We start from the raw sequence: 26,280 nt of genomic DNA on the forward strand, positions 1-26,280 counted from the left end.
TGAACGGAGGGCCGGTCTGCTTCATGCAAACCGTTCGGAACGGAAGCGTTCCAGCCTCCCGTGTCTCCGCTCTCGACCGTCTCGGAAACGCTTTTCTTGCTTGGCGTATCACGCCTCTCAGGAGCAGTCGTTGAGGCTTAGCCGCCGAATGCCGGGTTCTGATCAACGCAAGAAAGGCAAAGCTGTCATGGCTCTTTATGAACATGTATTCCTTGCCCGACAGGATATCACGTCGCAGCAGGTCGATGCCCTCGTAGAACAGTACAAGGGCGTGATCGAAGCATACGGCGGCAAGGTCGGGCGTATCGAAAACTGGGGCCTCAAGTCCCTCACCTACCGCATCAAGAAGAACCGCAAGGCGCACTATGCCCTGATGGACATCGATGCGCCGGCAGCTGCGATCCAGGAAATGGAACGCCAGATGCGCATCAGCGAAGACGTTCTTCGCTACATGACCATCGCTGTCGAGAAGCACGAAGACGGCCCGTCTGCCATGATGCAGAAGCGCGACCGCGACGACCGTGGCCCGCGTGAAGGCGGCGACCGTGGCCCGCGCCGCGAATTCGGCGACCGTCCGCCGCGCCGTGACGGCGAGTTCCAGCGCGCTCCGCGTCCGGACCGCGCTCCCCGCGAAGACCGTGCATAAGGAGAAATAAGAATGTCTGAATCTTCCTCCGCTCCGGTCCGTCGTCCGTTCCACCGTCGTCGCAAGACCTGCCCCTTCTCGGGCGCAAACGCTCCGCGCATCGACTACAAGGACGTCCGTCTCCTGCAGCGCTACATTTCCGAGCGCGGCAAGATCGTTCCGTCCCGCATCACGGCCGTTTCCCAGAAGAAGCAGCGCGAACTCGCCCAGGCGATCAAGCGCGCCCGCTTCCTCGGCCTGCTGCCCTACGTCGTCGCCTGATTGACTATCGGAGCCCCGGATTTCCGATCCGGGGCTTCCTCCCTTCCGCGATGGGCGCGGATCGGAACCAGAAAACCCATGTTGAGGCATCTCCCGGACAGATTCAGGGAAATCCTCTAACTGCTTGATGAAGCAGGACAGCGAAGTGATACGACCGAACCCGAAAACGCTTGCGACCGGCGCACTTGCCGGAGTGACCGCCGCCTTGCTGGTGCTTGGCGCGAGCATGCAGCCGTCGTTCAGTGCCGTTCTCTACGCCGCTTCCGCGCTTCCCATTCTGCTGGTCGGCCTCGGCTGGGGCAATCTCGCGGCGATTTCCGCCGTCGTCACTGCCGCGGTCGTCGGCGCGGTCGCCATCTCACCGTCCTTCGCGCTGGTCATGACGCTGGTGACGCTGCTGCCGGCAGGCTGGCTCAGCCATCTTGCCAATCTCGCGCGCCCGGCTTCCGAACTCGGCGGCCCGGACAACCTGCTCGCCTGGTATCCGCTGTCGGATATCCTGCTGCATCTGTGCGGTCTCGTCACCTTCGCCGTCATCGTGACCGGCATCATGATCGGCTACGGACCCGACATCACCAATCAGATGGTCGATGCGCTGATGAGCTCGCTGCAGGAACAGCAGCCGGATTTCGTTCCGGATCCGGCCGCCACCGCGCAGACCAAATCGCTCGTCGTCCTCATGCTGCCGGCAATCCAGGGCGGCATCTGGGTGGTGATGCTGTTTGCCGCCTATTATGTCGCGACGCGCATCGTGACCGCGTCCGGCAAGGCCCTGCGCCCGCGCGAGGATATCCCCTCGTCGCTGCGCATGAACCGCAATTCCATCTTCGTCTTCCTCGCCGGTCTGGCCGCCACCTTCATGGGCGGCGTTCCGGCGATGATCGGCGCCACCGTTGTCGGAGCCTTCGGCGCCGGCTTCCTGATGTCCGGCTTCGCCGCCCTGCACTTCCGCACGCGCGGCAAGGACTGGCGCCTGCCGGCCCTCATCCTGAGTTACCTGGCATGCACCATGATGCTGCCGGCCCTTTTCATCCTCGTGCTTGGTCTGGCCGATACCCGTAAGGCGATCGCCCTCACCCCGAACAAGGATGCCGATGCCCCCAAACAGACCGATACCGAAATCTGAGAACAAGAAAGGAAAAACACCATGGAAGTCATTCTTCTCGAACGCATCTCCAAGCTCGGCCAGATGGGCGAAACCGTAAAGGTTCGCGACGGCTTCGCACGCAACTACCTCCTGCCGCTCGGCAAGGCACTGCGCGCCAACGCCGCCAACAAGGCCCGTTTCGAAGCCGAGCGCGCAACGCTCGAAGCCCGTAACCTGGAGCGCAAGTCCGAAGCCCAGAAGGTTGCCGACGTTCTTAACGGCAAGTCCTTCATCGTCGTGCGTTCCGCCGGCGAAACCGGCCAGCTCTACGGCTCCGTCGCTGCCCGTGACGTCGTCGAGGTTCTGGCCGCCGAAGGTTTCAACATTTCCCGCAACCAGGTTCACCTCAACACGCCGATCAAGGCGATCGGCCTGCACAAGGTCGAGCTGCAGCTCCATGCCGAAGTTGAAATCAACGTCGAGCTGAACGTCGCCCGTTCCGTCGAAGAAGCAGAACGTCAGGCCAAGGGCGAAGAACTCACCTCGGTCGACGCCATCTACGGCGTTGACGAAGACGCCCTGCGTCCGGAAGACTTCTTCGATCCGGAAGCCGACGGCCTCGACGAAGACGAAGCATGATTTCTGTCTTCGGACGGATCGCAAAGCCCGGCCCTGCGCCGGGCTTTTTTCGTTGGCGGATTGTCCACAGCCGGCGCTGCGCAATGTGCCGGCTTTTTTGCTGCGCCCTGCAATCCGCGCCGCTAATATATCCCGGCGCCGAAGCGGCAAAGTGAGTCGCCGCCGGCAGCGTGTCGCATGGGTGACAGTTCGGAAATTTTCGGCTGACGGGACGCTGCGACTGTGGAGAAGTCGAACAATGGGCACATCGCCGCCCATTTGGCGACGGCTTGGACGCAGTTGCCGCGCGAGGCTTGATTTTTGCGGCCGGCCCTGCAAATCCGGGTTCTGGAAAAAAGACAGTACGGATGACGATGAACGAAGCTGCACGAAAGATTGCCGCCGTTGCTCCCGCAGAGCAGCACTATCGCGAAGCGCCTAATAACATCGAGGCCGAACAGGCACTGCTCGGCGCCATCCTGATGAACAACGACGCCTATTACCGGGTGTCGGACTTCCTCAAGCCCACGCACCTGTATGAGCCGCTGCACCGGAAGATCTTCGAGGTCGCCGGCGATATCATCCGCATGGGCAAGATCGCCAATCCGGTCACGGTCAAGACCTTCCTGCCGGCCGACGAGAAGGTTGGCGACATCACGGTTTCGCAATATCTCGCAAGCCTCGTCACGGGGGCGGTGACGATCATCAACGCCGAGGACTACGGCCGGGCGATCTACGACCTCGCCATCCGCCGCGCGCTGATCACCATCGGCGAGGATGTCGTCAACATCGCCTATGACGCGCCGCTCGACATGCCGCCGCAGGCGCAGATCGAAGATACCGAGCGGCGCCTGTTCGAGCTTGCCGAAAACGGCCGCTACGACGGCGGCTTCCAGTCCTTCAACGATGCCGTGGCGCTGGCGATCGACATGGCGGCCGTCGCCAAGGAGCGAGACGGCGGGCTCTCGGGCATTTCCACCGGCATCCACTCGCTCGATGCCAAGATGGGCGGGTTGCAGCGCTCCGACTTGATCGTGCTCGCCGGCCGTCCGGGCATGGGCAAGACCTCGCTTGCCACCAACATCGCCTATAATATCGCCGCCGCCTACGAAGGCGAAGTGCAGCCCGACGGCAGCATGAAGGCCAAAAACGGCGGCGTCGTCGGCTTCTACTCGCTGGAAATGTCGTCCGAACAGCTTGCCACCCGTATCATCTCCGAGCAGACGGAAGTCTCCTCCTCGAAGATCCGACGCGGCGACATCAACGATGCCGATTTCGAAAAGCTCGTCGCCTGCTCGATGATGATGCAGAAGGTGCCGCTCTATATCGACCAGACCGGCGGTATCTCCATCGCCCAGCTTTCGGCGCGCGCCCGCCGCCTGAAGCGCCAGCGCGGCCTTGACGTGCTCGTGGTCGACTACGTGCAGCTGATGACCGGCTCCGGCAAGTCCAACGAGAACCGCGTCCAGGAAATCACCCAGATCACGACGGGCCTCAAGGCGCTCGGCAAGGAACTGAACGTTCCGATCATCGCGCTGTCGCAGCTGTCGCGTGCCGTCGAAAGCCGCGACGACAAGCGCCCGCAGCTTTCCGACCTTCGCGAATCCGGCTCGATCGAGCAGGACGCCGACGTCGTGCTCTTCGTGTTCCGCGAGGAATATTACGTCAAGAACATGGAACCGCGCGATCCCAACGATCCCAAATATGCGGAATGGGAAGCGCTGTTCGACAAGGTCAAGGGCACGGCCGACGTCATCATCGCCAAGCAGCGCCACGGACCGACCGGCACGGTGAAGCTCGCCTTCCAGTCGGAATTCACGCGCTTTGCCGATCTCGCCGACCCGTCCTTCATCCAGTATGAGGAACATTGACGCGGGTCTTCCGCGTCAATCCTTGCCTCTCTCAGAGACCTGCTCCGCGAAGAAGCGCCACCGTCGCAACCCCGACCACGACGCTTGCCAGCATCGGCAGGCGGCTTGCGGCGATTGCCGTTGCCACGCAGGCGAGGGTCTCCGCCCAGCCGGTCGCAAAGGCGGTGGGGGCGATCACGGCCATCAGCACGGCCGGCGGGATGGCTTCGATCGCGGCTCGCCGGTTCTCGTCGATCTCCACGTAGCGGATCAGCACGAGACCGCTGATGCGGGTCAAGATCGTCGCCACGGCCATGGCGAGGATGGCGAGCAGCGTGTTGAAATCGAGCGTCATGTGTGCTGCTCCTTTGCCCGGCCCCGCCAGAGCGCCATTGCCAGGCCGGCCAGCGCGCCGGTCGCGATATACCAGACACCGGGCACGAACTGGTGGACGGCAACGGCGGCAAGGCCGCTGGCGGCAAGCACGGCGCCTGTCTCCGGCCCCTTCCAGAAGCCCATGACCAGCACGATGAAGACGGCCGGAAAGGCAAAGTCGAGGCCGATGACGGCGGGATCGCCGAGAAAGGCGCCAAGCAGCGCGCCTGCAAGCGACGAGCCGATCCAGGTCAGGTAGAAGGGCGCGACGATGCCGGCATACCAGGCCGGCGTCAGCCGCGTCGTGCCGGCGCGGAATTCCGCCATGGCCCAGAGTTCGTCTGCCAGGAAGAGCATGGCGACATAGCGCCTGATGCCGGGGAAGGCCTGCATCTTCGTGCCGATCGAGGCGCTCATCAGCACGTGGCGGATATTGACGAGCAGGGCCGCGAAACCGACGCCGATCCAGCTTGCCGGATGCGTCCAGATATCCATCGCCACGAATTGCGAACCGCCGGCAAAGACAAGCGCGCTCATCAGCACCGTTTCCAGGGCGGAAAGCCCCTTGGTGGCCGAAACGGCGCCGAAGACGAGGCCGATCGGCAGGACGGCGACGATCAGCGGGAAAATGGCGCGCACGCCGCCCAGAAACTCGCGGATCGGACTTTTGCCGGCTGGCCGGCTCTGTTGCAGCATTGGCAACCTCCACATCAAGATGACCGAGGCGTAGAGCATTTCCGGCGAAAACGCAGTCGCCTTGAATGCTCTAGCTCATTGTTTTATCTACAATTCCGGACGCGAAACCGTTTCACGCCTTTGCTGGAATTGCTCTAGCCGGGAGCATGGAAGCCTGTATTGAACGAAAGTGATTTAGTGTCTTTCGCGGCCGGATTTAAGCATACCGGCCAGAAGAGGCGCTAACCGGCGCGGAACTGGCCGGGCGTGACGCCGGTGCGCGACTTGAAGTGGCGGGTGAAATGCGCCTGGTCGGCAAAGCCGCATTCGACCGCGACATCGGCCGGCATGCGGCCTTCCCTCAGCAGCCGCCGGGCAACGAGCACGCGCCGGTCCGTCAGGAAGGCGTGCGGGGTAATGTGATATTCCCGGCGGAACGCACGGATCAGATGGGCGCGGCTCAGTCCCGCCACCCCGGCCAGTTCCTCAAGGCCGACATCGCTGTCGAAATTCTCGATCAGGTAGTCGCGGGCGCGGGCGACGGCGCTGCGTTCCTTGGTATCGACGGGCACGACAAGCGTGCTGCCGTAACGGGCGAAGATCGCGGCCAGCACCGAGAACATGCTTTCATCGGATTCCAGCGCGCCGGCACCGCTTTCAAGGGTGCGATGGGCGATGTGGAAGTCTTTGGCAAGCTGCGGATCGCGCGGCAGCGGCCCGGCAAAGGACGGCGTCGCGTTGAAGGCCTTGCCGGTGACGTCTTCCAGAATATCGATGAAGAGCTTCGTGTCCGGGTAGATCATCCGGTAGCGATAGCCCTCGCCGCCGGGAGCGCCGTCGTGGACGACGCCGGGATCGATCAGATAGAGGTCGCCGGGGCCGGTCTCCTCCCGCCTGCCGCCCAGCGTGGCGATCTGGCTGCCGCTTTCGATCGCGCCGATGCTGAACGTGTCATGGGCGTGCGGCGCATATTCATGCGTGAGGAAGCTGGCGCTCAGGCACTCCATGTCGCGGAAGCGGCTGTCCCGCCAGAAGCGGGCCGTTTCCACCTTGGCAAGCGGCATGGCCTCTGCCGCCTCTTTCTGCGATACGTTCTGCATCCCGCAAGATTAGCGCGGCGGCCTGCCTGCGTCTTGAACAAAAGTGATCGCATGTGAGGAAAGCCTGCTATGTCGCCCCCTCATGCTTTCTCTTTGCCACAATGGCCTCTAGAGTATTGGCAGCATTTTCCTTTCCCTTTCAGCGCGGCGATTCATGACAGATTTTTCCATCCCCTTCGAAGACGACGACCTTTTTGCCTCCGCCGGCCTGCGGCTGACCGTCGATCTGACGGCGCTCACCGACAACTGGCGGGACATGGCGCGGCGTTCCGGCAAGGCGCGCACGGCCGCCGTCGTCAAGGCGGATGCCTACGGGATGGGGATCGAGGATGCCGGCGAAGCGCTCTATCTCGCCGGCGCGCGGGATTTCTTCGTGGCAACCGTCGATGAGGGCGTGACGCTGCGCATGTTTGCCCCCGAGGCCCGCATCTTCGTGCTCGCCGGCATCTGGCCCGGCACCGAGCGGCGCTTCTTCGAAAACGACCTTGTGCCGATCATCGCCTCGGAAGAGCAGCTTGCCTTCTGGATGGCCGTGCTTGCCGACTACGGCGACTACCCTTGCGCGCTGCATGTCGATACCGGCTTCAACCGGCTCGGCCTGACGGTGGACGAGGCCATCGCGCTCGCCGACGACGTCTCGCGGCCGGCGAGTTTTTCGCCCGTGCTGGTCATGAGCCATCTTGCCTGCGGCGACGACCATTCCTCTGTCATGAACAGGCAGCAGCTTGAATCATTCCGCAGGGTTAGCGCCGCCTATGAAGGTATCGATTCAAGCCTGGCGGCCTCCGGCGGCATCTTCCTCGGGGACGACTACCACTTCGATCTTACCCGGCCGGGCATCGCGATCTATGGCGGGCAGGCCGTCAACGGCATGGCGAACCCGATGCGTCCGGTGGCAACGGCCGAGGCGCGCATCATCCAGGTCCGCACGGTCAAGGCCGGCGAAACCGTGAGCTACGGGCGGGCGCTGGAGCTTGGCCGCGACAGCCGGCTGGCGATCGTTTCGGCCGGTTATGCCGACGGCTATATGCGCAGCCAGTCGAGCGGGGGCGTGCCGTTGCGCCAGGCCGTGCCGCAGGGCGGACAGGGCTTCATTGCCGGCCACAAGGTGCCGGTCGCCGGCCGCATCACCATGGACCAGACGATCTTCGACGTGACCGACCTGCCGGACGGTGCCGTGCGCGCCGGCGACTATATCGAGCTTTTCGGCAAGAACATTCCCGTCGACGAGGCGGCCAAGGCCGCGGGCACGATCGGCTACGAGATGCTGACGAGCATCGGCCTGCGCCACGAGCGCAAATACGTGACGGACGAGGAATAGTCTTAGCGGGTAGTGAGCGCGAGGCGGACGCCGAGCGCCACGAACAACGCGCCGAGACCGCGGTCGAGCCACAGGCCGATCTTGGCATTCTGCCTGAAGAGATCGGCAAGCCGCCCTCCCGCAAGGATCAGCGGCGGCTCGATGAAGGCGGCCACGACGATGATGAGGCCGCCGTGGACGGCAAGCTGCAGCCATGCCGGGCCTGCGCCCGCCACGACGAATTGCGGCAGGAAGGCGAGGAAGAAGATCGCAACCTTCGGATTGAGCAGCGAGACCAGCACGCCCTGCCGATAGATGCGCTGCCAGCCGAGCGTCTCGCCCGCCGCACGAACAAAACCGCCCTCGCCTTTCGAGCGCAGCGCCTGGATGCCGAGCCAGACGAGATAGATCGCGCCTGTCCATTTGATCGTGGAAAAGGCGATGGCCGAGGCGGCAAGGATCGCCGACAGGCCGAAGGCGGCCAGAAGCACATGCATGCAGGCGCCGGTCCAGATGCCGAAGACGGCCGAGAAACCGGCGCGCGTGCCGCTCTTGATCGTGTGACCGAGGATGAAAGCCATGTCGGGACCGGGCGAGAGGTTCAGGAGAACCGCTGCCGTGAAGAAACCGATCCAGTGGGCGAGCGAATAATCGAGCATCACGTATCCTTTATCAGTCTGCGGATACTGCCAGCCCGGCCGCTGATGGGAAAATCATTAGTTTTGATCGGTGCCGGAAGCCATTGTTCGAAACAATTCCAGCAAAAGTGCGCAGCGGTTTTGCGTCCGGGATTGTGCAAAAGCAAAGAGATGGAGCTTGTCCGTGTTTCGAAGAAAAAACGGATATGCTCTGCGGCGGAAATCCGATTCGGGCGCTTGCGTGCCCCTACCTGAAAGCAGTCATTGATGGCCAAGGCCAGAACACAATTCATCTGCCAGAGCTGCGGCGCGGTGCATAACCGCTGGGCCGGCAAATGCGACAATTGCGGCGAGTGGAACACGATCGTCGAGGAAGACCCGATGGGCGGCATCGGCGGCGGGCCGGCCAAGACGCCGAAGAAGGGCCGGCCGGTGGCGCTGACGGCGCTGTCGGGCGAGATCGAGGAAGCGCCACGCATCCATACCGGCATTTCCGAACTCGACCGCGTCACCGGCGGCGGCTTCGTGCGCGGCTCGGCGGTGCTCGTCGGCGGCGATCCCGGCATCGGCAAGTCGACGCTGCTCATGCAGGCGGCCGCAGCGCTGTCGCGGCGCGGGCACCGGATCATCTATGTCTCGGGCGAAGAGGCGGTGGCGCAGGTGCGTCTGCGCGCCCAGCGCCTGGCGGCGGCCGATACCGATGTGCTGCTGGCTGCCGAAACCAATGTCGAGGACATTCTGGCGACGCTCGCGGAAGGAAAACGCCCCGATCTCGTCATCATCGATTCCATCCAGACGCTCTGGAGCGAGCTTGCCGAATCCGCGCCGGGCACGGTGACGCAGGTGCGCACCGGCGTTCAGTCGATGATCCGTTTCGCCAAGCAGACGGGTGCGGCCATGGTGCTTGTCGGCCATGTGACCAAGGACGGCCAGATCGCCGGCCCGCGCGTCGTCGAGCACATGGTCGACGCCGTGCTCTATTTCGAAGGCGACCGCGGCCATCACTACCGCATCCTGCGCACGGTCAAGAACCGTTTCGGGCCGACCGACGAGATCGGTGTCTTCGAAATGTCGGACAAGGGCCTGCGCGAAGTCGCCAACCCGTCCGAACTCTTCCTCGGCGAGCGCAACGAAAAATCGCCGGGGGCAGCCGTCTTTGCCGGCATGGAGGGCACGCGGCCCGTGCTCGTCGAAGTGCAGGCGCTGGTGGCGCCGACTTCGCTCGGCACGCCGCGACGCGCCGTCGTCGGCTGGGACTCCGCCCGCCTGTCGATGATCCTTGCGGTTCTGGAAGCCCATTGCGGCGTGCGGCTCGGCCAGCACGACGTCTATCTCAACATTGCCGGCGGCCTTCGCATCTCCGAACCGGCGGCCGATCTGGCGGTGGCGTCGGCCCTCGTTTCCTCGCTTGCCGGTATTGCCCTTCCGGCCGATTGCGTCTATTTCGGCGAAGTCAGTCTGTCGGGCGCCGTCCGGCCGGTTGCGCAAACCGCCCAGCGCCTTAAAGAAGCCGAAAAGCTGGGGTTTTCGGCGGCTCTGCTCCCATCCGGCTCCGCCGATCTGCCGAAGGGCAGCGGCCGCTGGAGCGAGATCGAGAGCCTGCCGGATCTGGTCGCGCGCATTGCCGGATCGAAAGGGGCGCTGCAGCGTGTGGAAGAAGACGTTTGATCCTTCATCACCAATAGCGGAGATGCTATAGGATCAGCCAAAACAAGGCGCGACGCGGCCGGCAAGGCGGCAGTCTGGAGTGGAATTTATATGCCCATTACGATTTTCGACGGTATTGTCATCGGCGTCGTGCTCTTCTCCGCCGTATTGGCAATGGTCCGCGGCTTCTCGCGCGAAATCCTCTCGATCGCGAGCTGGGGCGGCTCGGCAGCCGCCGCCTACTATCTCTACCCCTATCTCGTGCCTTATGCGAAGAAATATACCGACGACGACCGCATCGCCATCGTCGGCTCGGCTGCCGTCGTCTTCCTGATCGCGCTGATCGTCATCTCCTTCATCACGATGAAGATCGCCGATTTCATCATCGACAGCCGCATCGGCGCGCTCGACCGCACTTTGGGCTTCCTCTTCGGCGCAGCGCGCGGCATACTTCTGCTCGTCGTCGCTGTTGCCTTCTGGAACTGGCTGGTCGATGCCGACCACCGCCCGGCCTGGGTCAACAATGCCAAATCGAAGCCGTTCCTGGATTCGCTCGTCGTTCGCCTGCAGGCGGTCCTGCCGGATGAATTCGCCCAGATGATCCAGAAGAGCATTACGGAGAAGCTTCAGGGCGCGCACACGACGGAAGAGAATGCGCCGGCCAGCGATCAGGCTCCGGCGGAAGACGCAGCACCCGCGCCTGCCAATGGCGCACAGCAGCCATCGAATTGACGCAGTGTTCACGAGCTTGACCCGCGGCCTGGCAATTGCCATTTGAGCGGGACGTAAGACCAAGGTCCGGCCGGGCATTCCGCTCTGCCGGGCCTCAGCCGTTTCAGAGCCGGCAAGCGGGCTTTGAGGCAGATGCCGTTCGGCATGACCTATCGGAAAGCTCAGAGATTTCCGGTATCATGCTGCAGGAAAGCCGATCCATTCTTGTGAGAGCAGAGGCCCGCAGAAATGAACCAGTCCCATTCCTTCCCGATTGACGATCCGCTCGACGGAGATACGCTGCATGAAGAATGCGGCGTTTTCGGAATTCTGGGACATGACGATGCCGCGGCGCTGACGGCGCTCGGCCTGCACGCGCTCCAGCATCGCGGGCAGGAAGCGGCCGGCATCGTCTCCTTCGACGGCAAGCGCTTCCACCAGGAGCGCCATATGGGCCTCGTCGGCGACCACTATACCAATCCGATGACGCTCGCCCGCCTGCCCGGCAGCATCTCGATCGGCCATACGCGCTATTCGACGACGGGCGAAGTGGCGATGCGCAACGTGCAGCCGCTGTTTGCCGAACTGGAAGAAGGCGGCATCGCTGTTGCCCATAACGGCAATTTCACCAACGGCCTGACGCTGCGCCGCCAGATCATCGCCACCGGCGCCATCTGTCAGTCGACATCCGATACCGAAGTCGTCCTGCACCTCATCGCCCGCTCGCGCCACACCTCCACCGCCGACCGCTTCATCGACGCCATCCGCCAGATGGAAGGCGGCTATTCGATGCTCGCCATGACGCGCACGAAGCTGATTGCGGCACGCGACCCCACCGGCATCCGCCCGCTCGTCATGGGCGAACTCGACGGCAAGCCGATCTTCTGCTCGGAAACCTGCGCGCTCGACATTATCGGCGCCAAGTTCATCCGCGACGTGGAGAACGGCGAGGTCGTCATCTGCGAAATCCAGCCCGACGGTTCGATCAGCATCGATGCCCGCAAGCCGAACAAGCAGCAGCCCGAGCGGCTCTGCCTGTTCGAATATGTCTATTTCGCCCGCCCGGACTCGGTCGTCGGCGGCCGCAACGTCTATACGACGCGCAAGAACATGGGCATGAACCTCGCCAAGGAATCGCCCGTCGATGCCGACGTGATCGTGCCGGTTCCCGATGGCGGCACGCCTGCGGCCCTCGGTTATGCGCAGGAAAGCGGCATTCCGTTCGAATACGGCATCATCCGCAACCACTATGTCGGCCGCACCTTCATCGAGCCGACGCAGCAGATCCGCGCCTTCGGCGTGAAGCTGAAACATTCCGCCAACCGGGCGATGATCGAAGGCAAGCGCGTGGTGTTGGTGGACGATTCCATCGTGCGCGGCACGACTTCGCTGAAGATCGTGCAGATGATCCGCGAGGCCGGCGCCAGGGAAGTGCATATCCGCGTTGCGAGCCCGATGATCTTCTTCCCGGATTTCTACGGCATCGATACGCCTGACGCCGACAAGCTGCTCGCCAACCAGTATGCCGATGTCGAAGCCATGGCGAAATATATCGGCGCGGATTCGCTCGCCTTCCTGTCGATCAACGGCCTCTATCGCGCCGTCGGCGGCGAGGACCGCAACCCGGCCCGGCCGCAGTTCACCGACCATTATTTCACCGGCGACTACCCGACCCGCCTGCTCGACAAGAACGGCGAGTCCATGGGGAACAAGATTTCCATGCTCGCCAGCAACGGTTGAGGCGATGCTGTTGCGCTTTGACTTTCCGATCCGGGGCGCTTATTGCGCCCCTTATCTTATCAAGCACATGCGGGACCGGGGCAGATGAACATCAATCTTGAAGGCAGGATCGCGCTGGTGACGGGCGCTTCGCGCGGCATCGGCTATTTCACCGCCCTCGAACTCGCCAAGGCCGGCGCGCATGTGATCGCCTGCGCGCGCACCGTCGGCGGGCTGGAAGAACTCGACGACGCGATCAAGGCCGTCGGCGGCTCGGCCACGCTCGTCCCCTTCGACCTCGCAGACATGGAAGCGATCGACCGTCTCGGCGGCTCGATCTTCGAGCGCTGGGGCAAGCTCGACATTCTCGTCGCCAATGCCGGCATGCTCGGCGTCATCTCGCCGATCGGCCATATCGAGGCGAAGGTGTTCGAGAAGGTGATGAACATCAACGTCAACGCCACCTGGCGCCTCATCCGCTCGGTCGATCCGCTGCTGACCCGCTCGGATGCCGGCCGCGCCGTCATCATGTCCTCGGGCGCGGCCCACAAGTGCCGCCCGTTCTGGAGCGCCTATTCGGCCTCCAAGGCCGCCGTCGAGGCGCTGGCGCGCACCTGGGCCGGCGAGACGCAATCGACGCCGCTGCGCATCACCAGCGTCGATCCGGGTGCCACGCGCACGGCCATGCGCGCGCAGGCGGTTCCCGGCGAAGACCCGATGAGCCTGCCGCATCCGTCCGAAGTGGCCAAAGCGATCCTTCCCCTGCTCGGCCCCGGCGTGACGGAGACCGGCAAGCTGTTCATCGTGCGCGAGAACAAGCTGGCGGATTACCGGCTGCCGGGCTGAGGCGATCCTCCTTCCCACATTTCGTGACGCAACCGACAATGTGGGAAATGGCTTGGCAACTCCCTTGACCAAACCCCGATCCCGCGCCATAAAACGCGTCATGAAAACGGTTACCTGCATTATTTGCCGGAAGATTATTCGCTAGCCCAAAGCTGGCCTGGCCGTTTTCGTCTCCCAAATGTCCAAGATGCGAAACGCCCCGGCCTGCCGGCGGCGGTTATTTTCTGCTTATGCATATTGGGAGAGTGAAATGGGCGGCACGCCGGAACTGAAGCTATACAACACGCTGACGCGGGAGAAATCGGTTTTCAAGCCGATCGATGCCGAAAACGTCCGCATGTATGTGTGCGGCCCGACGGTCTACGATTACGCCCATATCGGCAATGCGCGGCCGGTCATCGTCTTCGACGTCTTGTTCCGCCTGCTGCGCCATGTCTATGGCGAAAGCCACGTCACCTATGCGCGCAACATCACCGATGTCGACGACAAGATCAACGCGCGGGCGCTGCGCGACTATCCGGGCCTGCCGCTGAACGCGGCGATCCGGGCGGTGACGGAAAAGACCGAGACGCAGTTCCTCGAAGACGCCAGGGCGCTCGGTTCGCTGGAGCCGACCGTGCAGCCGCGGGCGACCGACAATATTGCCGAGATGATCGAGATCATCGAGCGGCTGATTGCGCGCGGCCATGCCTATCAGGCTTCGGGCGAAGTGCTGTTCGACACGAAATCGATGGCCGATTACGGCCAGCTTTCGAAGCGCAATCTCGACGAGCAGCAGGCCGGCGCCCGCGTCGCCGTCGATGCGCACAAGAAAAACCCCGGCGATTTCGTGCTCTGGAAACTCTCGGACGACAACGAACCCGGCTGGGAAAGCCCCTGGGGCCGCGGCCGGCCGGGCTGGCATATCGAGTGCTCGGCCATGAGCGGGCGCTATCTCGGTGACGTCTTCGATATTCACGGCGGCGGTCTGGACCTGATCTTCCCGCACCATGAGAACGAGATCGCCCAGTCGCGGTGCGCCCACGGCACGGACGTGATGGCGAATGTCTGGATGCATAACGGCTTCCTGCAGGTCGAGGGCCGCAAGATGTCGAAATCGGAAGGCAATTTCGTCACCATCTACGAGCTCCTGCACACGCAAACCTTCGCCGGCCGGCAATGGCCGGGCGAGGTGCTGCGCCTTGCCATGCTGATGACGCATTACCGCGAGCCGATCGACTTTTCGGTCAAGCGGCTGGAGGAGGCCGAACGCCTGCTTGCCAAGTGGCCGGCCGCCGAAGCCGGCGATGCCGAGCCGGACGAGACGGTGCTGAACGCGCTCGCCGACGATCTCAATACGGTCGCCGCCGTCCAGGCGCTGCATGCGCTGGCGCAATCCGGCAATGACGCCGTCTTCGCCGCCAGTGCCGCCCTGCTCGGCGTGCTGCCGAAGAAGACCGAGGTCGACGAGGCGGTGGCCGCGGAAATCGATGCGCGGGTCAAGGCGCGGCTGGAGCTCCTGAAGGCGAAGAATTTCGCCGAGGCCGACAAGATCCGCGAGACGCTTGCAGCCGAGGGCATCCAGCTCAAGGACGGCAAGGATGCGGCAACCGGCGAGCGCGTGACGACGTGGGAAGTGAAGCGCTAGGATGGTTTGGGCGGACGACGCGCGCACTCGACGCCTACAGTCCGACGGCTGGACCGTCCTGCGTTTCTGGAACGACGATATCCTCAAGGATATCGGCAATATATGCAGCCACATCATCCGCACCATCGGAAAGGACCTGCCATGACCGAGACTTACACCGGCGGATGCCAATGCGGGGCGATCCGGTTCCGGGCGCGGGGTACGCCGCCGGATTCGTCGATCTGCCATTGCCGCATGTGCCAGAAGGCGTTCGGCGCCTATTACGCGCCGCTGGTTTCCGTGCGCGGGATGGAATTCGAGTGGACCAGGGGGCAGCGCAAGACCTTCCGGTCGTCGAATTTCGTCAGTCGCGGCTTCTGCGGCGATTGCGGCACGCCGCTGACCTATGAGGCGCCGGACGGAATGTCGGTTTCCGCCGGGGCCTTCGACGATCCGTCGCAGCTGCCGCCGACCATCCAGTGGGGCGTGGAAGGCAAGATCGGCTTTGTCGATCACCTGCACGAGCTGCCGGCAGAACGCACCGAGGCGGATCTCGCTGCCGGCTCCTTCCTGCGTGAGATCGTCTCCTATCAGCATCCGGACCACGATACGCCGGTCTGGCCGCCGGAGGATCACCCGTGACGACGGAAATGGACCTGACCGGCGGATGCCAATGCGGCGCGGTTCGTTACCGGGCGCGCGGCGAGCTTGGCTATCCGCATGTCTGCCATTGCCGCATGTGCCAGAAGGCGGCCGGCAACTATTTCCTGCCGCTGGCAGCGGCCAGCCGCGGCGATTTCGCGCTGACGCGCGGCGAGCCGAAATGGTTCCACTCTTCCGGTCTGGTGCGGCGCGGCTTCTGCGGCGATTGCGGCACGCCGCTTTTCTACGATATTCCCGGCGCCGACTCCATCAACATCACGCTCGGCTCGCTGGATGATCCGCAGGCGGTAAGGCCGGTGATGCAATCCAGTCTCGACAGCAAAATGGTCTGGTTTCATGCGCTCGACGGCTTGCCTGTCGAGCCGGAACCGGAAACAACCGATCGCGAGGACAGGATCGCGGCGAGCAACCGCCAGCATCCGGACCACGATACAGCCCAATGGCCTTCAGGAGCAAATCCATGACCGAGACGACGAGAACAGGCGGCTGCCAGTGCGGCGCCGTTCGCTTCCGCATAACAGGCAAGCTCGGACGTCCGTCCATCTGCCATTGCCGCATGTGCCAGAAGCAGTTCGGCGGCTTCTTTTCCGCGCTTGTCACGGCGCCGGAAGAGGGCATGGAATGGACGCGCGGGGAGCCGGCCTATTTCCAGTCTTCCGTCAATATCGACCGCGGCTTCTGCCGGGATTGCGGCACGCCGATGACCTACCGTCATCCGGGCGGGCTGGAGCTTGCGATCGGCACGTTCGACGACCGCAGCGATCTCGCCCCGCAGATCCAGGTCAATTACGAGGCCCGCCTGCCCTGGGTCGAGACGATCTTCGACGCGCCCGTTCACAAGGACCCGGATTTCTATGCCCGGCAGGAGGCGATCATCTCCTTCCAGCATCCCGACCACGACACGGCCGTCTGGCCGGCGAAAGGCGTGAAGATATGACCGAAGTGCTGCGCACGCTCTATCCGGAAATCGAACCCTATGCCTGCGGCCATCTCGATGTCGGCGACGGCCATGTGCTCTATTGGGAGCGCTGCGGCACGCCGGGCGCCAAGCCGGCGGTCTTCCTGCACGGCGGCCCGGGCGGCGGCATTTCGCCGGTCCATCGCCGCGCCTTCGATCCCGCGCTTTACGATGTCATGCTGTTCGACCAGCGCGGCTGCGGCAAGTCGACCCCGCATGCGAGCCTCGAGGCCAACACGACCTGGCATCTCGTTGCCGATATCGAGCGGCTGCGCGAAATGGCCGGCGTCGAGAAATGGCAGGTCTTCGGCGGTTCCTGGGGCTCGACGCTGGCGCTTGCCTATGCCGAGAAACATCCGGAACACGTTTCCGAGCTCATCGTGCGCGGCATTTACACGCTGACGCGGGCCGAGCTCGACTGGTACTATCAGTTCGGCGTCTCGGAAATGTTCCCGGACAAATGGGAGCGTTTCGTGGCCCCGATCCCGCCGGAGGAGCGCCATGAGATGATGCTTGCCTACAATCGCCGCCTCACCGGTGCGGACCGTGACGTGGCGCTCGAGGCAGCCAAGGCCTGGAGCATCTGGGAGGGCGAGACGATCACGCTGCTGCCGGAAAAGGCCACGAGCGGCAAGTTCGAGGAAGCCGAGTTCGCCTATGCCTTTGCGCGCATCGAGAACCATTTCTTCGTCCATGCCGGCTGGATGGAGGAAGGCCAACTGCTGCGCGACGCGCACAGGCTGAAGGATATTCCGGGCGTCATCGTGCACGGGCGCTATGATATGCCCTGCCCGGCCAAATATGCCTGGCTGCTGCACAAGGCATGGCCGAAAGCCGAGTTTCACCTGATCGAGGGCGCGGGCCATGCCTTTTCGGAGCCCGGCATTCTCGACAGGCTGATCCGGGCGACGGACAGGTTTGCCGGGAAGAACTAGCAACGCGCCGAAAGGCCCGCTCACGAAGATCAAGGAACCCGCTCGCCGGGAGGAACCGACATGAAAGAACGCATCTACCTCTTCGACACGACGCTCCGGGACGGGCAGCAGACGCCCGGCATCGACTTTTCCGTCGAGGACAAGATTGCGATTGCCGGCATGCTGGACGAGTTCGGGCTCGACTATGTCGAGGGCGGCTATCCCGGCGCGAACCCGACCGACACGGCCTTCTTCGCCGAAAAGCGCACGAAGCAGGCCTCCTTCGTCGCCTTCGGCATGACGAAGCGCCCCGGCGTTTCCGTTTCCAACGATCCGGGCATTGCCGGCCTGCTGCAGGCCAGCAGCGACGCCGTCTGCTTCGTCGCCAAGAGCTGGGACTATCACGTGCAGGTGGCGCTCGGCTGCACCAACGAGGAAAATCTCGAAGCGATTGCCGACAGCGTCAAGGCCGCGGTTGCCGCCGGCAAGGAGGCAATGGTCGACTGCGAGCATTTCTTCGACGGCTACAAGGCCAATCCGGAATATGCGCTGGCCTGCGCCAAGACAGCTTATGAAAACGGCGCGCGCTGGGTGGTGCTGTGCGATACGAACGGCGGCACGCAGCCGCCGGAAGTGCGTGCCATCGTCGAGGCGGTGATCGCCTTCGGCGTGCCGGGCCACTGTCTCGGCATCCATGCGCATAACGACACCGGCCAGGCGGTCGCCAATTCGCTTGCCGCCGTCGAGGCCGGCGCGCGCCAGATCCAGGGCACGCTGAACGGCATCGGCGAGCGCTGCGGCAATGCCAATCTGGTGACGCTGATCCCGACGCTGGCGCTGAAAAGCGCCTATAATACCCGTTTCGAAACGGCGATCGATGCCGAGCGGCTGACCAACCTCACGCGCCTGTCGCATGCCTTCGACGAGCTTCTGAACCGCTCGCCGGATCATCAGATGCCCTATGTCGGCGCCTCTGCCTTTGCCACCAAGGCCGGCATCCATGCCTCGGCGCTGCTCAAGGATCCGCGCACCTACGAACATGTGCCGCCGGAAAGTGTGGGCAATTTCCGCAAGGTCATGGTCTCGGACCAGGGCGGCAAGGCCAATTTCATCAATGCGCTGAAGCGGCGCGGCATCGATGTCGCCAAGGACGATCCGAAGCTCGACCTCCTGATCTCCATCGTCAAGGAGCGCGAGGCCTCCGGCTATGCCTATGAGGGTGCCGATGCGAGTTTCGAGCTGCTGGCGCGCCGCACCATGGGCACGATCCCGCATTTCTTCTCGATCGACGGTTTCCGGGTGATGATCGAACGGCGCTTCGATTCCCACGGCCGCATCAAGATCGTCTCGGAAGCGGTGGTGAAGATCACCATCGACGGCCAGACGCTGATGTCGGTGGCGGAAGCCGAAGGCCCGGTCAACGCGCTCGATCTGGCGCTGCGCAAGGATTTCGGCAAATACCAGCACGAGATCGACGACCTCGTGCTGGCCGATTTCAAGGTGCGTATCCTCAACGGCGGCACCGAGGCGATCACCCGCGTTCTGATCGAATCCACCGATTCCAGCGGCGTGCGCTGGTGGACGGTCGGCGTGTCGGAAAACATCATCGACGCCTCCTTCCAGGCGCTGATGGATTCGGTCATCTACAAGCTGATGAAGAACCGGCAGTTGGCCGGCAAGATCGCGGCGGAGTGAGCGGCGAAGCAATTCCGGCAGAAGCGCGCAGCGGTTTTGCCGGAAGCTACAGGAGGCCCCAATCCTCCTGCGAATACCATTCGTCCCCTTCCCTCGGCCCCTTCCAGCGCATCCGCGTGACCCTTTCCATGCCGCCCCTGCGGAAGGCGGCTTCCAGCGCCCTGTAGGTTTCGGGCGTGCCGGAGGCGGCATGGCCCCAGACGAAGATCGTGGCGGTGAGATAGCGGGCGCGGAAATCGTCGTCGCTGCGCTGGATCAGGAAGAATCCGCCGCGGGCGCTGCACGGCCGCAGGGGGTCGTTGCCGCCGAGCGAGGGGGCAGACAGCGGAAAGATCAGCCTGCCGCCGGCAGCAAGCTTGTCGATCCACGCCTCGGCCGGCCTGTGGGCGGCGAAATTGACGTAGATCGCGTCGACGGGCGATTTCGGCCATTCCAGGCCGTTGCCGCAGATCACCTCGACATTGCCGTAGGGGGCGAGGCTGGCGGTTGCGCGAGCGGCAAGTTCCCTGTCGTATTCGATCGCCGTGACATGGCCGCGGCTGCCGACGAGATGCGACAGCATGGCGGTATAATAACCGCCGCCCGCGCCGATATGGCAGGCCGATTCGCCGGGCTGCGGCGCAAGCCAGTGAAGGCCGAGCGCATGCAGCGAAGGGCTGCCGTTGTTGACCTGCCGCTCTTCCTGCAGTGCAACCAGAATATCCTGATAGAGGACGGCGGGATCGGTGGACGGCATGTCCCGATAGCCGGTGCTGTTGGCCATGCGCCACGGCGGCGGCCCGAGAAAATCTTCCCGCGGCACCGCGGCAAAGGCCTGCCGCAGTCTCTCGTCGCCGGAAATACCCATCCTTGCCAGCATCCGGGTGGCATAGGCCTGCCGGCAATTCGCCAGTTCCGTCTCGGCCATGCCTGCCTCCTTTCATGGCGTTCGATTGACGATCCATTCAAGGAAATGAATTGGCCTATTCACGCCGCTTAAGCTAATGCGGATCAGAAACAGAACAAATACGGAAACACCCAATGTCTGCCGATGCAAGCGCAACCATCATCAAGAACGAAGACAGTCCACGCGGCTTTGCCTTCGCGCTTACGGCCTACCTTCTGTGGGGCTTTCTGCCGATCTACATGAAGGCGGTCGCGCATATTTCGCCGGCCGAGGTGATCGCCCACCGTATCCTCTGGTCGCTGCCGCTCGCCGGCATGGTGCTGCTGGCGCTGGGGCGCACGCAGGATATTGCCGTTGCGCTGCGCTCGCCGCGCATGCTCGGCATGGCGGTCGTGACAGCGGCACTGATTACCGTCAACTGGGGCACCTATGTCTGGGCGATCGGCGCCGGCCATTCACTCGATGCGGCCATGGGCTATTTCATCAATCCGCTGTTCAGCATCTTCCTCGGCGCCGTGCTGCTGAAAGAAAAGCTGCAGCCGATGCAGATCGCGGCGATCTGCCTTGCCGGCCTTGCGGTCGTGGTGCTCGCCTTCGACAGCGGCGGCATTCCCTGGGTGGCGCTGACGCTGGCGATCAGCTGGGGCTTCTATGCGCTGCTGCGCAAGACGCTGCCGCTCGGGCCGAACCAGGGCTTCTTCCTGGAAGTGCTGATCCTCAGCCTGCCTGCCCTCTTCTACATCCTTTACCTGGAATTCGTCAGCGGCGAAGGCCACTTCTACCGCACCGGGTTCAACGATACCGCCCTGCTGCTCGGCTGCGGACTGATCACCGCCGTACCGCTGATGATCTACGCCAACGGCGCCAAACTGCTGAAACTGTCGACGATCGGCATCATGCAGTATATCGCGCCGACGATGATCTTCCTCATTGCCGTCTTCGTCTTCCACGAAGAAATGGATACGGCACGCATGATCGCCTTCCCGCTGATCTGGGCCGGCCTGTTCCTCTACAGCTGGTCGATGCTGCGCACGAGCCGCGGGCGCTAGCCCGCCGGCGTCTTTCCTTGCGCAAACCGGGCGCAAAACCGCTACGCACTTTTGCTGGAATTGCTTTTCTCTCTACGCAATTCCGGACGCAAAACCGCTACGCACTTTTGCTGGAATTGCTGAGTGCCTACATCTTCGAGATCACGTCGTCCTCGCCGTCGCGGTCGGCGGCAAGTTCGGCCGCCTGCGCCATGATGGCGGGGATGATGCCCGAAATCTCGTCGATGACGAGCGGCTGGACGCGATGGGCCGTGTGCAGGAAACCCTCGCCGGTCATGTGGCGCAAAAGCTCCATCATCGGGTCCCAGAATCCGTTGATATTGGCGAAGACCATCGGCTTTTCGTGACGGCCGAGCTGCGCCCAGGTCATGATCTCGACGATCTCTTCCAGCGTGCCGATACCGCCCGGCAGGGCCACGAAAGCATCAGAGCGCTCGAACATCGTGTGTTTGCGCGCATGCATGTCAGGGGTTACAATAAGCTCGTTGAGCTGGCCGAGCGAATGGCGAGTCGCCTCCATGTCAATCAGGAACTCGGGAATGATGCCCGTCACCTGACCGCCGTTGGATAGGGTCCCGCTGGCCACAGCGCCCATGATGCCCTTTGTGCCGCCGCCATAGATCAGGCGAAGGCCATATTCCGCGATCTCTTTTCCGAGCGCGCGGCCGGCAGCCATATGGGAAGGATCGCGTCCCGGCCGAGAGCCGCAGTAAACGCAAATGGATCGAATCGATACAGATTGTTCGGTCATAAGGGAAAAACAACTATTCCATTTCAATGCAGTCAAGAAAATTGACTGAAAAGCGACGTCCGGAGCTTGCGTATTTGCTTTGAATGCTTGTGCAAGGCCACGGGAATCGCTAGCAATTTCTGAATACTACGGCAATTTGCCGCCTTTGGAGACGCAATGATGAAAAACCGTGCCGGCTTGCTGGCCCTCGCAGTGCTCGTAATCGCAATCATACTGATGGTGTTTTTCGTCATGCCCCGGCTCGGCTCTGATGTGGCGAAGGTGGGTGACGCCATCAACCAGGCCGGCACAGAGGTCAACAACACGGTTAACGAAACGTCCAAGACCTCCCGCTCCGCGGCCGCCGATGCCGCAGCCGCCGCCCAGAATGTGGGCAGCCTCACTGCCGACGCCATCCGGTCCCTTTCCGGGTTGAAGGCGCTGTTTGCCGACAACAAGGTGCCCGCCGCCGACGCGCTTGCCAGCGCCAAGACCGCGGCCGTGGACGCCTTGACCGCGGTCGCCGATTTTGCGGCACCCGAAGGCCTCGACGCGACGACGGCAAGCCTCGTCTCCAAGGCCAAGGACGGTGCCGGCAAGGCCCGCGACATCATCCGCAACCTTCCCGAAAGTGCCGCCGATGCGCTGGCTGCGCTCGCACGGGCCGAAGCCGCGCTGACCGGCGCGCCGGAACCGGCCGGCCAGCCGGCCGCGGCCGACAGCCAGACGCCTCCGGCTGCCGATACCGCTTCCGGCACCGGCCCGAAGATCCCGGCCTTCGACGTGCTGCGCGTCGAGCCTGACGGTTCGACCGTCATTGCCGGCTCGGCCGAGCCGCACGGCAAGCTGGAAGTGCTCGACGGCGACAAGGTCGTCGTGACCACCGATGTCGACGGCACCGGCGATTTTGCCGCCGTGCTCGACAATCCGCTCGCCGCCGGCGACCACCAGCTCGTGCTGAAAGTCACCGGCAAGGACGGCAAGACCACACTGTCCGAAGAGGTTGCGACCGTTTCCGTACCGAAGGACGGCAGCGGCAGCGAACTGCTCGCCATGGTTTCCAAGCCCGGCACGGCAAGCCGCATCATTACCGCGCCGAAGGCCGAGGTCGCCAGCGCCCAGCCGGCCGCCAGCAACGCAGCCGCGGCGCCCGCCGACAACGCCGCCGCCAGCACGCAGCCTGCCGCCACCGGCGCGCCGGGCGATCAGGTCGCGATGCAGACGCCGGCGACGTCGAGCGATGCGGGCAGTGCGGCGCCTTCCGTTCCCGGCACCCAGCAGGGCGACGCGACGGCTGCCGACGTGGTCATCAACGCCGTCGAGATCGAGGGCAACAAGATCTTCGTGGCCGGCACGGCGCGCGCCAATGCCAAGGTCGTCGGTTATGCCGACGACGCGCTGATCGGCCAGGATACGGCCGAGCCGGACGGGCACTTCGTCATCAGCGGGGCGATGGACCTTTCGGTCGGCGACCACAAGGTTCGCGTCGATCTGGTCGATGGCTCGGGCAAGGTGCTCGTGCGCGCGACCGTCAATTTCAACCGCCCGGAAGGCGACCAGGTGACGGTTGCCGCCCAGTCCGGCGGCAATGCCGGCCAGGCGATGGTGCCGCTCGACGAGGGCCAGCTCGGCAAGCTCAAGGGCGATGCGACAAAGGCCTTCGGCCTGCTGAAGGGCCTCTTTGCGGACGGCAAGGTGCCGGGTACGGAACAGCTTGCGGCGGCGCGCTCGGCCACCGAGTTCGCGCTGCGCTCGCTCGTCGATTTCCGCCCTGGCATCGATGCGACCGACGCCTTCAAGCAGGCATCGGCTTCCGCCTCGCAGGTTGCCGCCAACGCGCTGACGCTGCTGCAGGGCCTGCCGAAGGATGCAAAATCGGTGGGGGCGGCGCTCGACAGGCTCGGCGCCATCATTGCCGGACTGACGGTGCCCGACGCCGCGCCGGCGGCCTCGAACGAGGTGGCGGCCGCCGGCCAGCCGAAGACGATCGAGCAGGCGCCGCTGACGGAGAACAACAATGCGGTCATCATCCGCCGCGGCGATACGCTCTGGCAGATTTCCCGCCGCGTCTACGGCCTCGGCGTGCGCTATACGACGATCTACATCGCCAACGAGGACAAGATCACCAATCCGGACCGCATCCGCCCCGGCCAGATCTTCGGCCTGCCGAAGGATGCCCTGCCGAATGCCGAGGAGCTGCATCGCAAGCGGCTTTCGGGCGAACACCTCTAAAACGCGACATCGGCGGCCCATCGGCCGCCGATTTCTTTAGGGCCGGCGTGCAACAGCGCGCCGATAAAATCCCTGTCAATGTTGTAATCGGCCAGCCGGTAGCATATCTGGCGGAAACGGCGACAGGCCGCGGCAAGAGCGGCCCGGCGGGCTGGAGACAGGCATGGCAAACGGCAAGACAGTTTCGGACAGCAACCTGCTGGGAACGCTCTATAACCTCTGGCCCTACATGTGGCCGGAAGGGCGGCCGGACCTCAGGATGCGGGTCGTATGGGCTTCGGTCTATCTGCTCGTGTCGAAATTCGTGCTGCTGCTGGTGCCCTATTTCTTCAAATGGTCCACCGATGCGCTGAACGGCAAGATGGACCTGCAGGGCACGCTGCCGCCGCTGCTGATCGGCGCCACCGCCCTCGTCGTCGCCTATAACCTGACGCGCCTCATCCAGCTCGGGCTCAACCAGCTCAGGGATTCGCTCTTTGCCAGCGTCGGCCAATATGCCGTGCGCCAGCTTGCCTACCGCACTTTCGTGCATATGCACGAGCTTTCGCTGCGCTTCCATCTGGAGCGCAAGACGGGCGGGCTTTCGCGCATCATCGAGCGCGGCACCAAGGGCATCGAGACGATCGTGCGTTTCACGATCCTGAACTCGATCCCGACGGTCATCGAATTCCTGCTGACGGCGGCGATCTTCTGGTGGGGCTACGGCTTCTCTTATCTCGCCGTCACCGCCTTCACCGTCTGGGCCTATATCTGGTTCACGATCCGCGCCTCCGACTGGCGCATCTCGATCCGCCGGGCGATGAACGACAGCGATACGGACGCCAATACCAAGGCGATCGACTCGCTCCTCAATTTCGAGACCGTCAAATATTTCGGCAACGAGGAAATGGAGGCCAAGCGCTTCGACAGGTCGATGGAGCGCTACGAGAAGGCGGCCACAGACGTGTGGACCTCGCTCGGCTGGCTGAACTTCGGCCAGGGCGTGATCTTCGGCATCGGCACGACCATCATGCTGGTGCTTTCGGCCTGGTCGGTGCAGCGCGGCGAACATACGGTCGGCGATTTCGTCTTCGTCAATTCCATGCTGCTGCAGCTTTCCGTGCCGCTGAACTTCATCGGCTTCGTCTACCGCGAAATCCGCCAGGGGCTGATCGACATCGAGCAGATGTTCGATCTCCTGGAAGTCAAGGCCGAGGTGCTGGACGCGCCCGACGCGAAGGCGCTTGCCATCGGCCAGGGCGCGATTTCCTTCAAGGACGTGCATTTCGCCTATGACCCGGCGCGGCCGATCCTGAAGGGCATTTCCTTCGAGGTGCCGGCCGGCAAGACGGTCGCGGTCGTCGGCCCCTCGGGTGCCGGCAAATCGACGCTGTCGCGCCTGCTCTATCGTTTCTACGATATCCAGAGCGGCTCCATCACCGTCGACGGGCAGGATATCCGCAGCGTCACCCAGAAGAGCCTGCGTTCCGTCATCGGCATGGTGCCGCAGGATACGGTGCTGTTCAACGATACGGTTGCCTACAATATCCGCTACGGCCGCCCTTCGGCCAATGAGGCGGAGGTGAAACAGGCGGCCGAGATCGCCCAGATCGCGCATTTCATCGAGACCCTGCCCGAAGGCTTCGAGACGAAGGTCGGCGAACGCGGGCTGAAACTTTCCGGTGGCGAGAAGCAGCGCGTGGCGATTGCCCGCACCATCCTCAAGGCGCCGCCGATCCTCATTCTCGACGAGGCGACCTCGGCGCTCGACACGACGACGGAGCGGGAAATCCAGACGGCGCTCGACGTCGTTTCCAAGAACCGCACGACGCTGGTCATCGCCCACCGCCTGTCCACCGTCATCGGCGCGGACGAGATCATCGTGCTCAAGAGCGGCGAGATCGCCGAGCGCGGCACGCATGCCGCCCTGCTTGCGCAGAACGGCCTCTATGCCTCGATGTGGAACCGCCAGCGCGAGGCGACGCAGGCCGAAGAGCATCTGAAGCAGGTGCGCGAGAGCGACGAACTCGGCATCGTCAACCGGCTGGCGCCGGCCAGCTGACGTTGACGGCGGGCAACAGCGCCGTTTTATTGT

25 protein-coding genes and 1 pseudogene are annotated in these 26,280 nt (G+C 63.6%); 20 read left to right on the plus strand and 6 right to left on the minus strand.

Features of this window, described 5'->3' with window-relative positions:
* Positions 1–187: 187 nt before the first annotated feature.
* From rpsF to ACU8HS_RS02595, 5 genes are all read left to right on the plus strand, one after another.
* Entirely contained in the window at positions 188–646 is a 459-nt protein-coding gene (gene rpsF / locus ACU8HS_RS02575; protein WP_112565888.1) for a 30S ribosomal protein S6, read from the plus strand.
* Positions 647–658: 12 nt separating this feature from the next.
* The gene (gene rpsR, locus ACU8HS_RS02580) at positions 659–907 is read left to right on the plus strand and encodes a 30S ribosomal protein S18 (protein WP_007531286.1); all 249 of its coding nucleotides are present in this window, start codon (positions 659–661) and stop codon (positions 905–907) included.
* 127 nt (positions 908–1,034) lie between these two features.
* Positions 1,035–2,033: a DUF2232 domain-containing protein gene (locus tag ACU8HS_RS02585; protein WP_447015873.1), complete on the plus strand. Its 999-nt coding sequence runs from the start codon at positions 1,035–1,037 to the stop codon at positions 2,031–2,033.
* A 21-nt stretch (positions 2,034–2,054) separates the two neighbouring features.
* Positions 2,055–2,633 (plus strand): 50S ribosomal protein L9, encoded by a 579-nt coding sequence (gene rplI, locus ACU8HS_RS02590; RefSeq protein ID WP_112565885.1) that lies wholly within the window; start codon positions 2,055–2,057, stop codon positions 2,631–2,633.
* A gap of 353 nt (positions 2,634–2,986) precedes the next feature.
* Positions 2,987–4,483: a replicative DNA helicase gene (locus tag ACU8HS_RS02595; protein ID WP_447015874.1), complete on the plus strand. Its 1,497-nt coding sequence runs from the start codon at positions 2,987–2,989 to the stop codon at positions 4,481–4,483.
* 31 nt (positions 4,484–4,514) lie between these two features.
* Here ACU8HS_RS02595 and ACU8HS_RS02600 read toward each other — a convergent pair whose 3' ends face one another.
* From ACU8HS_RS02600 to ACU8HS_RS02610, 3 genes are all read right to left on the minus strand, one after another.
* A complete protein-coding gene (locus tag ACU8HS_RS02600) occupies positions 4,515–4,817 on the minus strand; it encodes an AzlD family protein (RefSeq protein ID WP_447015350.1) in 303 nt (100 codons plus the stop codon).
* The gene (locus ACU8HS_RS02605; protein WP_447015351.1) at positions 4,814–5,533 is read right to left on the minus strand and encodes an AzlC family ABC transporter permease; all 720 of its coding nucleotides are present in this window, start codon (positions 5,531–5,533) and stop codon (positions 4,814–4,816) included. Before ACU8HS_RS02605 ends, ACU8HS_RS02600 begins: the two co-directional genes overlap by 4 nt.
* Positions 5,534–5,754: 221 nt before the next feature.
* Positions 5,755–6,576: an AraC family transcriptional regulator gene (locus ACU8HS_RS02610; RefSeq protein ID WP_112566405.1), complete on the minus strand. Its 822-nt coding sequence runs from the start codon at positions 6,574–6,576 to the stop codon at positions 5,755–5,757.
* Positions 6,577–6,766: 190 nt separating this feature from the next.
* Here ACU8HS_RS02610 and alr point away from each other — a divergent pair, with 190 nt between their 5' ends.
* The gene (alr, locus tag ACU8HS_RS02615; protein WP_112565877.1) at positions 6,767–7,933 is read left to right on the plus strand and encodes an alanine racemase; all 1,167 of its coding nucleotides are present in this window, start codon (positions 6,767–6,769) and stop codon (positions 7,931–7,933) included.
* A gap of 2 nt (positions 7,934–7,935) precedes the next feature.
* On the opposite strand, the gene ACU8HS_RS02620 is transcribed toward alr, so the two are convergent.
* Positions 7,936–8,571 carry a LysE family translocator gene (locus ACU8HS_RS02620; protein WP_112565873.1) on the minus strand — a complete coding sequence of 212 codons (636 nt, stop codon included), beginning with the start codon at positions 8,569–8,571 and terminating at the stop codon, positions 7,936–7,938.
* Between the two features lie 246 nt (positions 8,572–8,817).
* On the opposite strand from ACU8HS_RS02620, the gene radA reads away from it, so the two are divergent.
* From radA to cimA, 11 genes and pseudogenes are all read left to right on the plus strand, one after another.
* Entirely contained in the window at positions 8,818–10,218 is a 1,401-nt protein-coding gene (radA, locus tag ACU8HS_RS02625) for a DNA repair protein RadA (protein WP_112565870.1), read from the plus strand.
* A 90-nt stretch (positions 10,219–10,308) separates the two neighbouring features.
* Positions 10,309–10,929, plus strand: coding sequence for a CvpA family protein (locus ACU8HS_RS02630; RefSeq protein ID WP_112565867.1), 621 nt, complete (start codon positions 10,309–10,311; stop codon positions 10,927–10,929).
* Positions 10,930–11,157: 228 nt separating this feature from the next.
* Positions 11,158–12,648, plus strand: a complete 1,491-nt coding sequence (purF, locus tag ACU8HS_RS02635) for an amidophosphoribosyltransferase (RefSeq protein WP_447015352.1) — start codon at positions 11,158–11,160, stop codon at positions 12,646–12,648.
* 84 nt (positions 12,649–12,732) lie between these two features.
* Entirely contained in the window at positions 12,733–13,473 is a 741-nt protein-coding gene (locus ACU8HS_RS02640) for an SDR family NAD(P)-dependent oxidoreductase (protein WP_112565859.1), read from the plus strand.
* A gap of 250 nt (positions 13,474–13,723) precedes the next feature.
* On the plus strand, positions 13,724–15,100 hold the full coding sequence (gene cysS / locus ACU8HS_RS02645) for a cysteine--tRNA ligase (protein WP_377314500.1): 1,377 nt from the start codon (positions 13,724–13,726) through the stop codon (positions 15,098–15,100).
* Between the two features lie 13 nt (positions 15,101–15,113).
* A pseudogene (locus ACU8HS_RS02650) lies at positions 15,114–15,245 on the plus strand (DUF559 domain-containing protein); the annotation flags it as partial.
* Positions 15,242–15,721, plus strand: a complete 480-nt coding sequence (locus ACU8HS_RS02655) for a GFA family protein (RefSeq protein ID WP_112754381.1) — start codon at positions 15,242–15,244, stop codon at positions 15,719–15,721. The pseudogene ACU8HS_RS02650 and the gene ACU8HS_RS02655, both read left to right, overlap by 4 nt.
* On the plus strand, positions 15,718–16,206 hold the full coding sequence (locus tag ACU8HS_RS02660; RefSeq protein ID WP_112754379.1) for a GFA family protein: 489 nt from the start codon (positions 15,718–15,720) through the stop codon (positions 16,204–16,206). The genes ACU8HS_RS02655 and ACU8HS_RS02660 overlap by 4 nt, the downstream gene beginning before the upstream one ends.
* Positions 16,203–16,679 (plus strand): GFA family protein, encoded by a 477-nt coding sequence (locus ACU8HS_RS02665; protein WP_112565847.1) that lies wholly within the window; start codon positions 16,203–16,205, stop codon positions 16,677–16,679. The genes ACU8HS_RS02660 and ACU8HS_RS02665 overlap by 4 nt, the downstream gene beginning before the upstream one ends.
* Positions 16,676–17,635 (plus strand): prolyl aminopeptidase, encoded by a 960-nt coding sequence (gene pip, locus ACU8HS_RS02670; protein ID WP_112754377.1) that lies wholly within the window; start codon positions 16,676–16,678, stop codon positions 17,633–17,635. The genes ACU8HS_RS02665 and pip overlap by 4 nt, the downstream gene beginning before the upstream one ends.
* A gap of 60 nt (positions 17,636–17,695) precedes the next feature.
* The gene (cimA, locus tag ACU8HS_RS02675; RefSeq protein ID WP_113412438.1) at positions 17,696–19,309 is read left to right on the plus strand and encodes a citramalate synthase; all 1,614 of its coding nucleotides are present in this window, start codon (positions 17,696–17,698) and stop codon (positions 19,307–19,309) included.
* A gap of 46 nt (positions 19,310–19,355) precedes the next feature.
* Here the strand turns inward: cimA and ACU8HS_RS02680 are convergent, their stop codons facing one another.
* On the minus strand, positions 19,356–20,216 hold the full coding sequence (locus ACU8HS_RS02680; protein ID WP_377314503.1) for a protein-L-isoaspartate O-methyltransferase family protein: 861 nt from the start codon (positions 20,214–20,216) through the stop codon (positions 19,356–19,358).
* Between the two features lie 113 nt (positions 20,217–20,329).
* Here ACU8HS_RS02680 and rarD point away from each other — a divergent pair, with 113 nt between their 5' ends.
* Positions 20,330–21,244: an EamA family transporter RarD gene (gene rarD / locus ACU8HS_RS02685; RefSeq protein WP_112565835.1), complete on the plus strand. Its 915-nt coding sequence runs from the start codon at positions 20,330–20,332 to the stop codon at positions 21,242–21,244.
* Between the two features lie 127 nt (positions 21,245–21,371).
* Here rarD and ACU8HS_RS02690 read toward each other — a convergent pair whose 3' ends face one another.
* Positions 21,372–21,995 carry an LOG family protein gene (locus tag ACU8HS_RS02690; RefSeq protein WP_029616531.1) on the minus strand — a complete coding sequence of 208 codons (624 nt, stop codon included), beginning with the start codon at positions 21,993–21,995 and terminating at the stop codon, positions 21,372–21,374.
* Positions 21,996–22,151: 156 nt separating this feature from the next.
* Here ACU8HS_RS02690 and ACU8HS_RS02695 point away from each other — a divergent pair, with 156 nt between their 5' ends.
* The gene (locus tag ACU8HS_RS02695) at positions 22,152–24,206 is read left to right on the plus strand and encodes a LysM peptidoglycan-binding domain-containing protein (protein WP_447015353.1); all 2,055 of its coding nucleotides are present in this window, start codon (positions 22,152–22,154) and stop codon (positions 24,204–24,206) included.
* 163 nt (positions 24,207–24,369) lie between these two features.
* A complete protein-coding gene (locus tag ACU8HS_RS02700; RefSeq protein ID WP_112705001.1) occupies positions 24,370–26,247 on the plus strand; it encodes an ABCB family ABC transporter ATP-binding protein/permease in 1,878 nt (625 codons plus the stop codon).
* The last annotated feature ends 33 nt before the right edge of the window (positions 26,248–26,280 follow it).

The organism is Rhizobium sp. KDH_Rht_773_N, assembly GCF_052946295.1.

Coding starts and splice junctions, on each gene's coding strand:
- rpsF (WP_112565888.1), top strand. CDS start 188: ATGGCTCTTTATGAACATGTATTCCTTGCCCGACAGGATATCACGTCG.
- rpsR (WP_007531286.1), top strand. CDS start 659: ATGTCTGAATCTTCCTCCGCTCCGGTCCGTCGTCCGTTCCACCGTCGT.
- ACU8HS_RS02585 (WP_447015873.1), top strand. CDS start 1,035: ATGAAGCAGGACAGCGAAGTGATACGACCGAACCCGAAAACGCTTGCG.
- rplI (WP_112565885.1), top strand. CDS start 2,055: ATGGAAGTCATTCTTCTCGAACGCATCTCCAAGCTCGGCCAGATGGGC.
- ACU8HS_RS02595 (WP_447015874.1), top strand. CDS start 2,987: ATGAACGAAGCTGCACGAAAGATTGCCGCCGTTGCTCCCGCAGAGCAG.
- ACU8HS_RS02600 (WP_447015350.1), bottom strand. CDS start 4,817: ATGACGCTCGATTTCAACACGCTGCTCGCCATCCTCGCCATGGCCGTG.
- ACU8HS_RS02605 (WP_447015351.1), bottom strand. CDS start 5,533: ATGCTGCAACAGAGCCGGCCAGCCGGCAAAAGTCCGATCCGCGAGTTT.
- ACU8HS_RS02610 (WP_112566405.1), bottom strand. CDS start 6,576: ATGCCGCTTGCCAAGGTGGAAACGGCCCGCTTCTGGCGGGACAGCCGC.
- alr (WP_112565877.1), top strand. CDS start 6,767: ATGACAGATTTTTCCATCCCCTTCGAAGACGACGACCTTTTTGCCTCC.
- ACU8HS_RS02620 (WP_112565873.1), bottom strand. CDS start 8,571: ATGCTCGATTATTCGCTCGCCCACTGGATCGGTTTCTTCACGGCAGCG.
- radA (WP_112565870.1), top strand. CDS start 8,818: ATGGCCAAGGCCAGAACACAATTCATCTGCCAGAGCTGCGGCGCGGTG.
- ACU8HS_RS02630 (WP_112565867.1), top strand. CDS start 10,309: ATGCCCATTACGATTTTCGACGGTATTGTCATCGGCGTCGTGCTCTTC.
- purF (WP_447015352.1), top strand. CDS start 11,158: ATGAACCAGTCCCATTCCTTCCCGATTGACGATCCGCTCGACGGAGAT.
- ACU8HS_RS02640 (WP_112565859.1), top strand. CDS start 12,733: ATGAACATCAATCTTGAAGGCAGGATCGCGCTGGTGACGGGCGCTTCG.
- cysS (WP_377314500.1), top strand. CDS start 13,724: ATGGGCGGCACGCCGGAACTGAAGCTATACAACACGCTGACGCGGGAG.
- ACU8HS_RS02655 (WP_112754381.1), top strand. CDS start 15,242: ATGACCGAGACTTACACCGGCGGATGCCAATGCGGGGCGATCCGGTTC.
- ACU8HS_RS02665 (WP_112565847.1), top strand. CDS start 16,203: ATGACCGAGACGACGAGAACAGGCGGCTGCCAGTGCGGCGCCGTTCGC.
- pip (WP_112754377.1), top strand. CDS start 16,676: ATGACCGAAGTGCTGCGCACGCTCTATCCGGAAATCGAACCCTATGCC.
- cimA (WP_113412438.1), top strand. CDS start 17,696: ATGAAAGAACGCATCTACCTCTTCGACACGACGCTCCGGGACGGGCAG.
- ACU8HS_RS02680 (WP_377314503.1), bottom strand. CDS start 20,216: ATGGCCGAGACGGAACTGGCGAATTGCCGGCAGGCCTATGCCACCCGG.
- rarD (WP_112565835.1), top strand. CDS start 20,330: ATGTCTGCCGATGCAAGCGCAACCATCATCAAGAACGAAGACAGTCCA.
- ACU8HS_RS02690 (WP_029616531.1), bottom strand. CDS start 21,995: ATGACCGAACAATCTGTATCGATTCGATCCATTTGCGTTTACTGCGGC.
- ACU8HS_RS02695 (WP_447015353.1), top strand. CDS start 22,152: ATGATGAAAAACCGTGCCGGCTTGCTGGCCCTCGCAGTGCTCGTAATC.
- ACU8HS_RS02700 (WP_112705001.1), top strand. CDS start 24,370: ATGGCAAACGGCAAGACAGTTTCGGACAGCAACCTGCTGGGAACGCTC.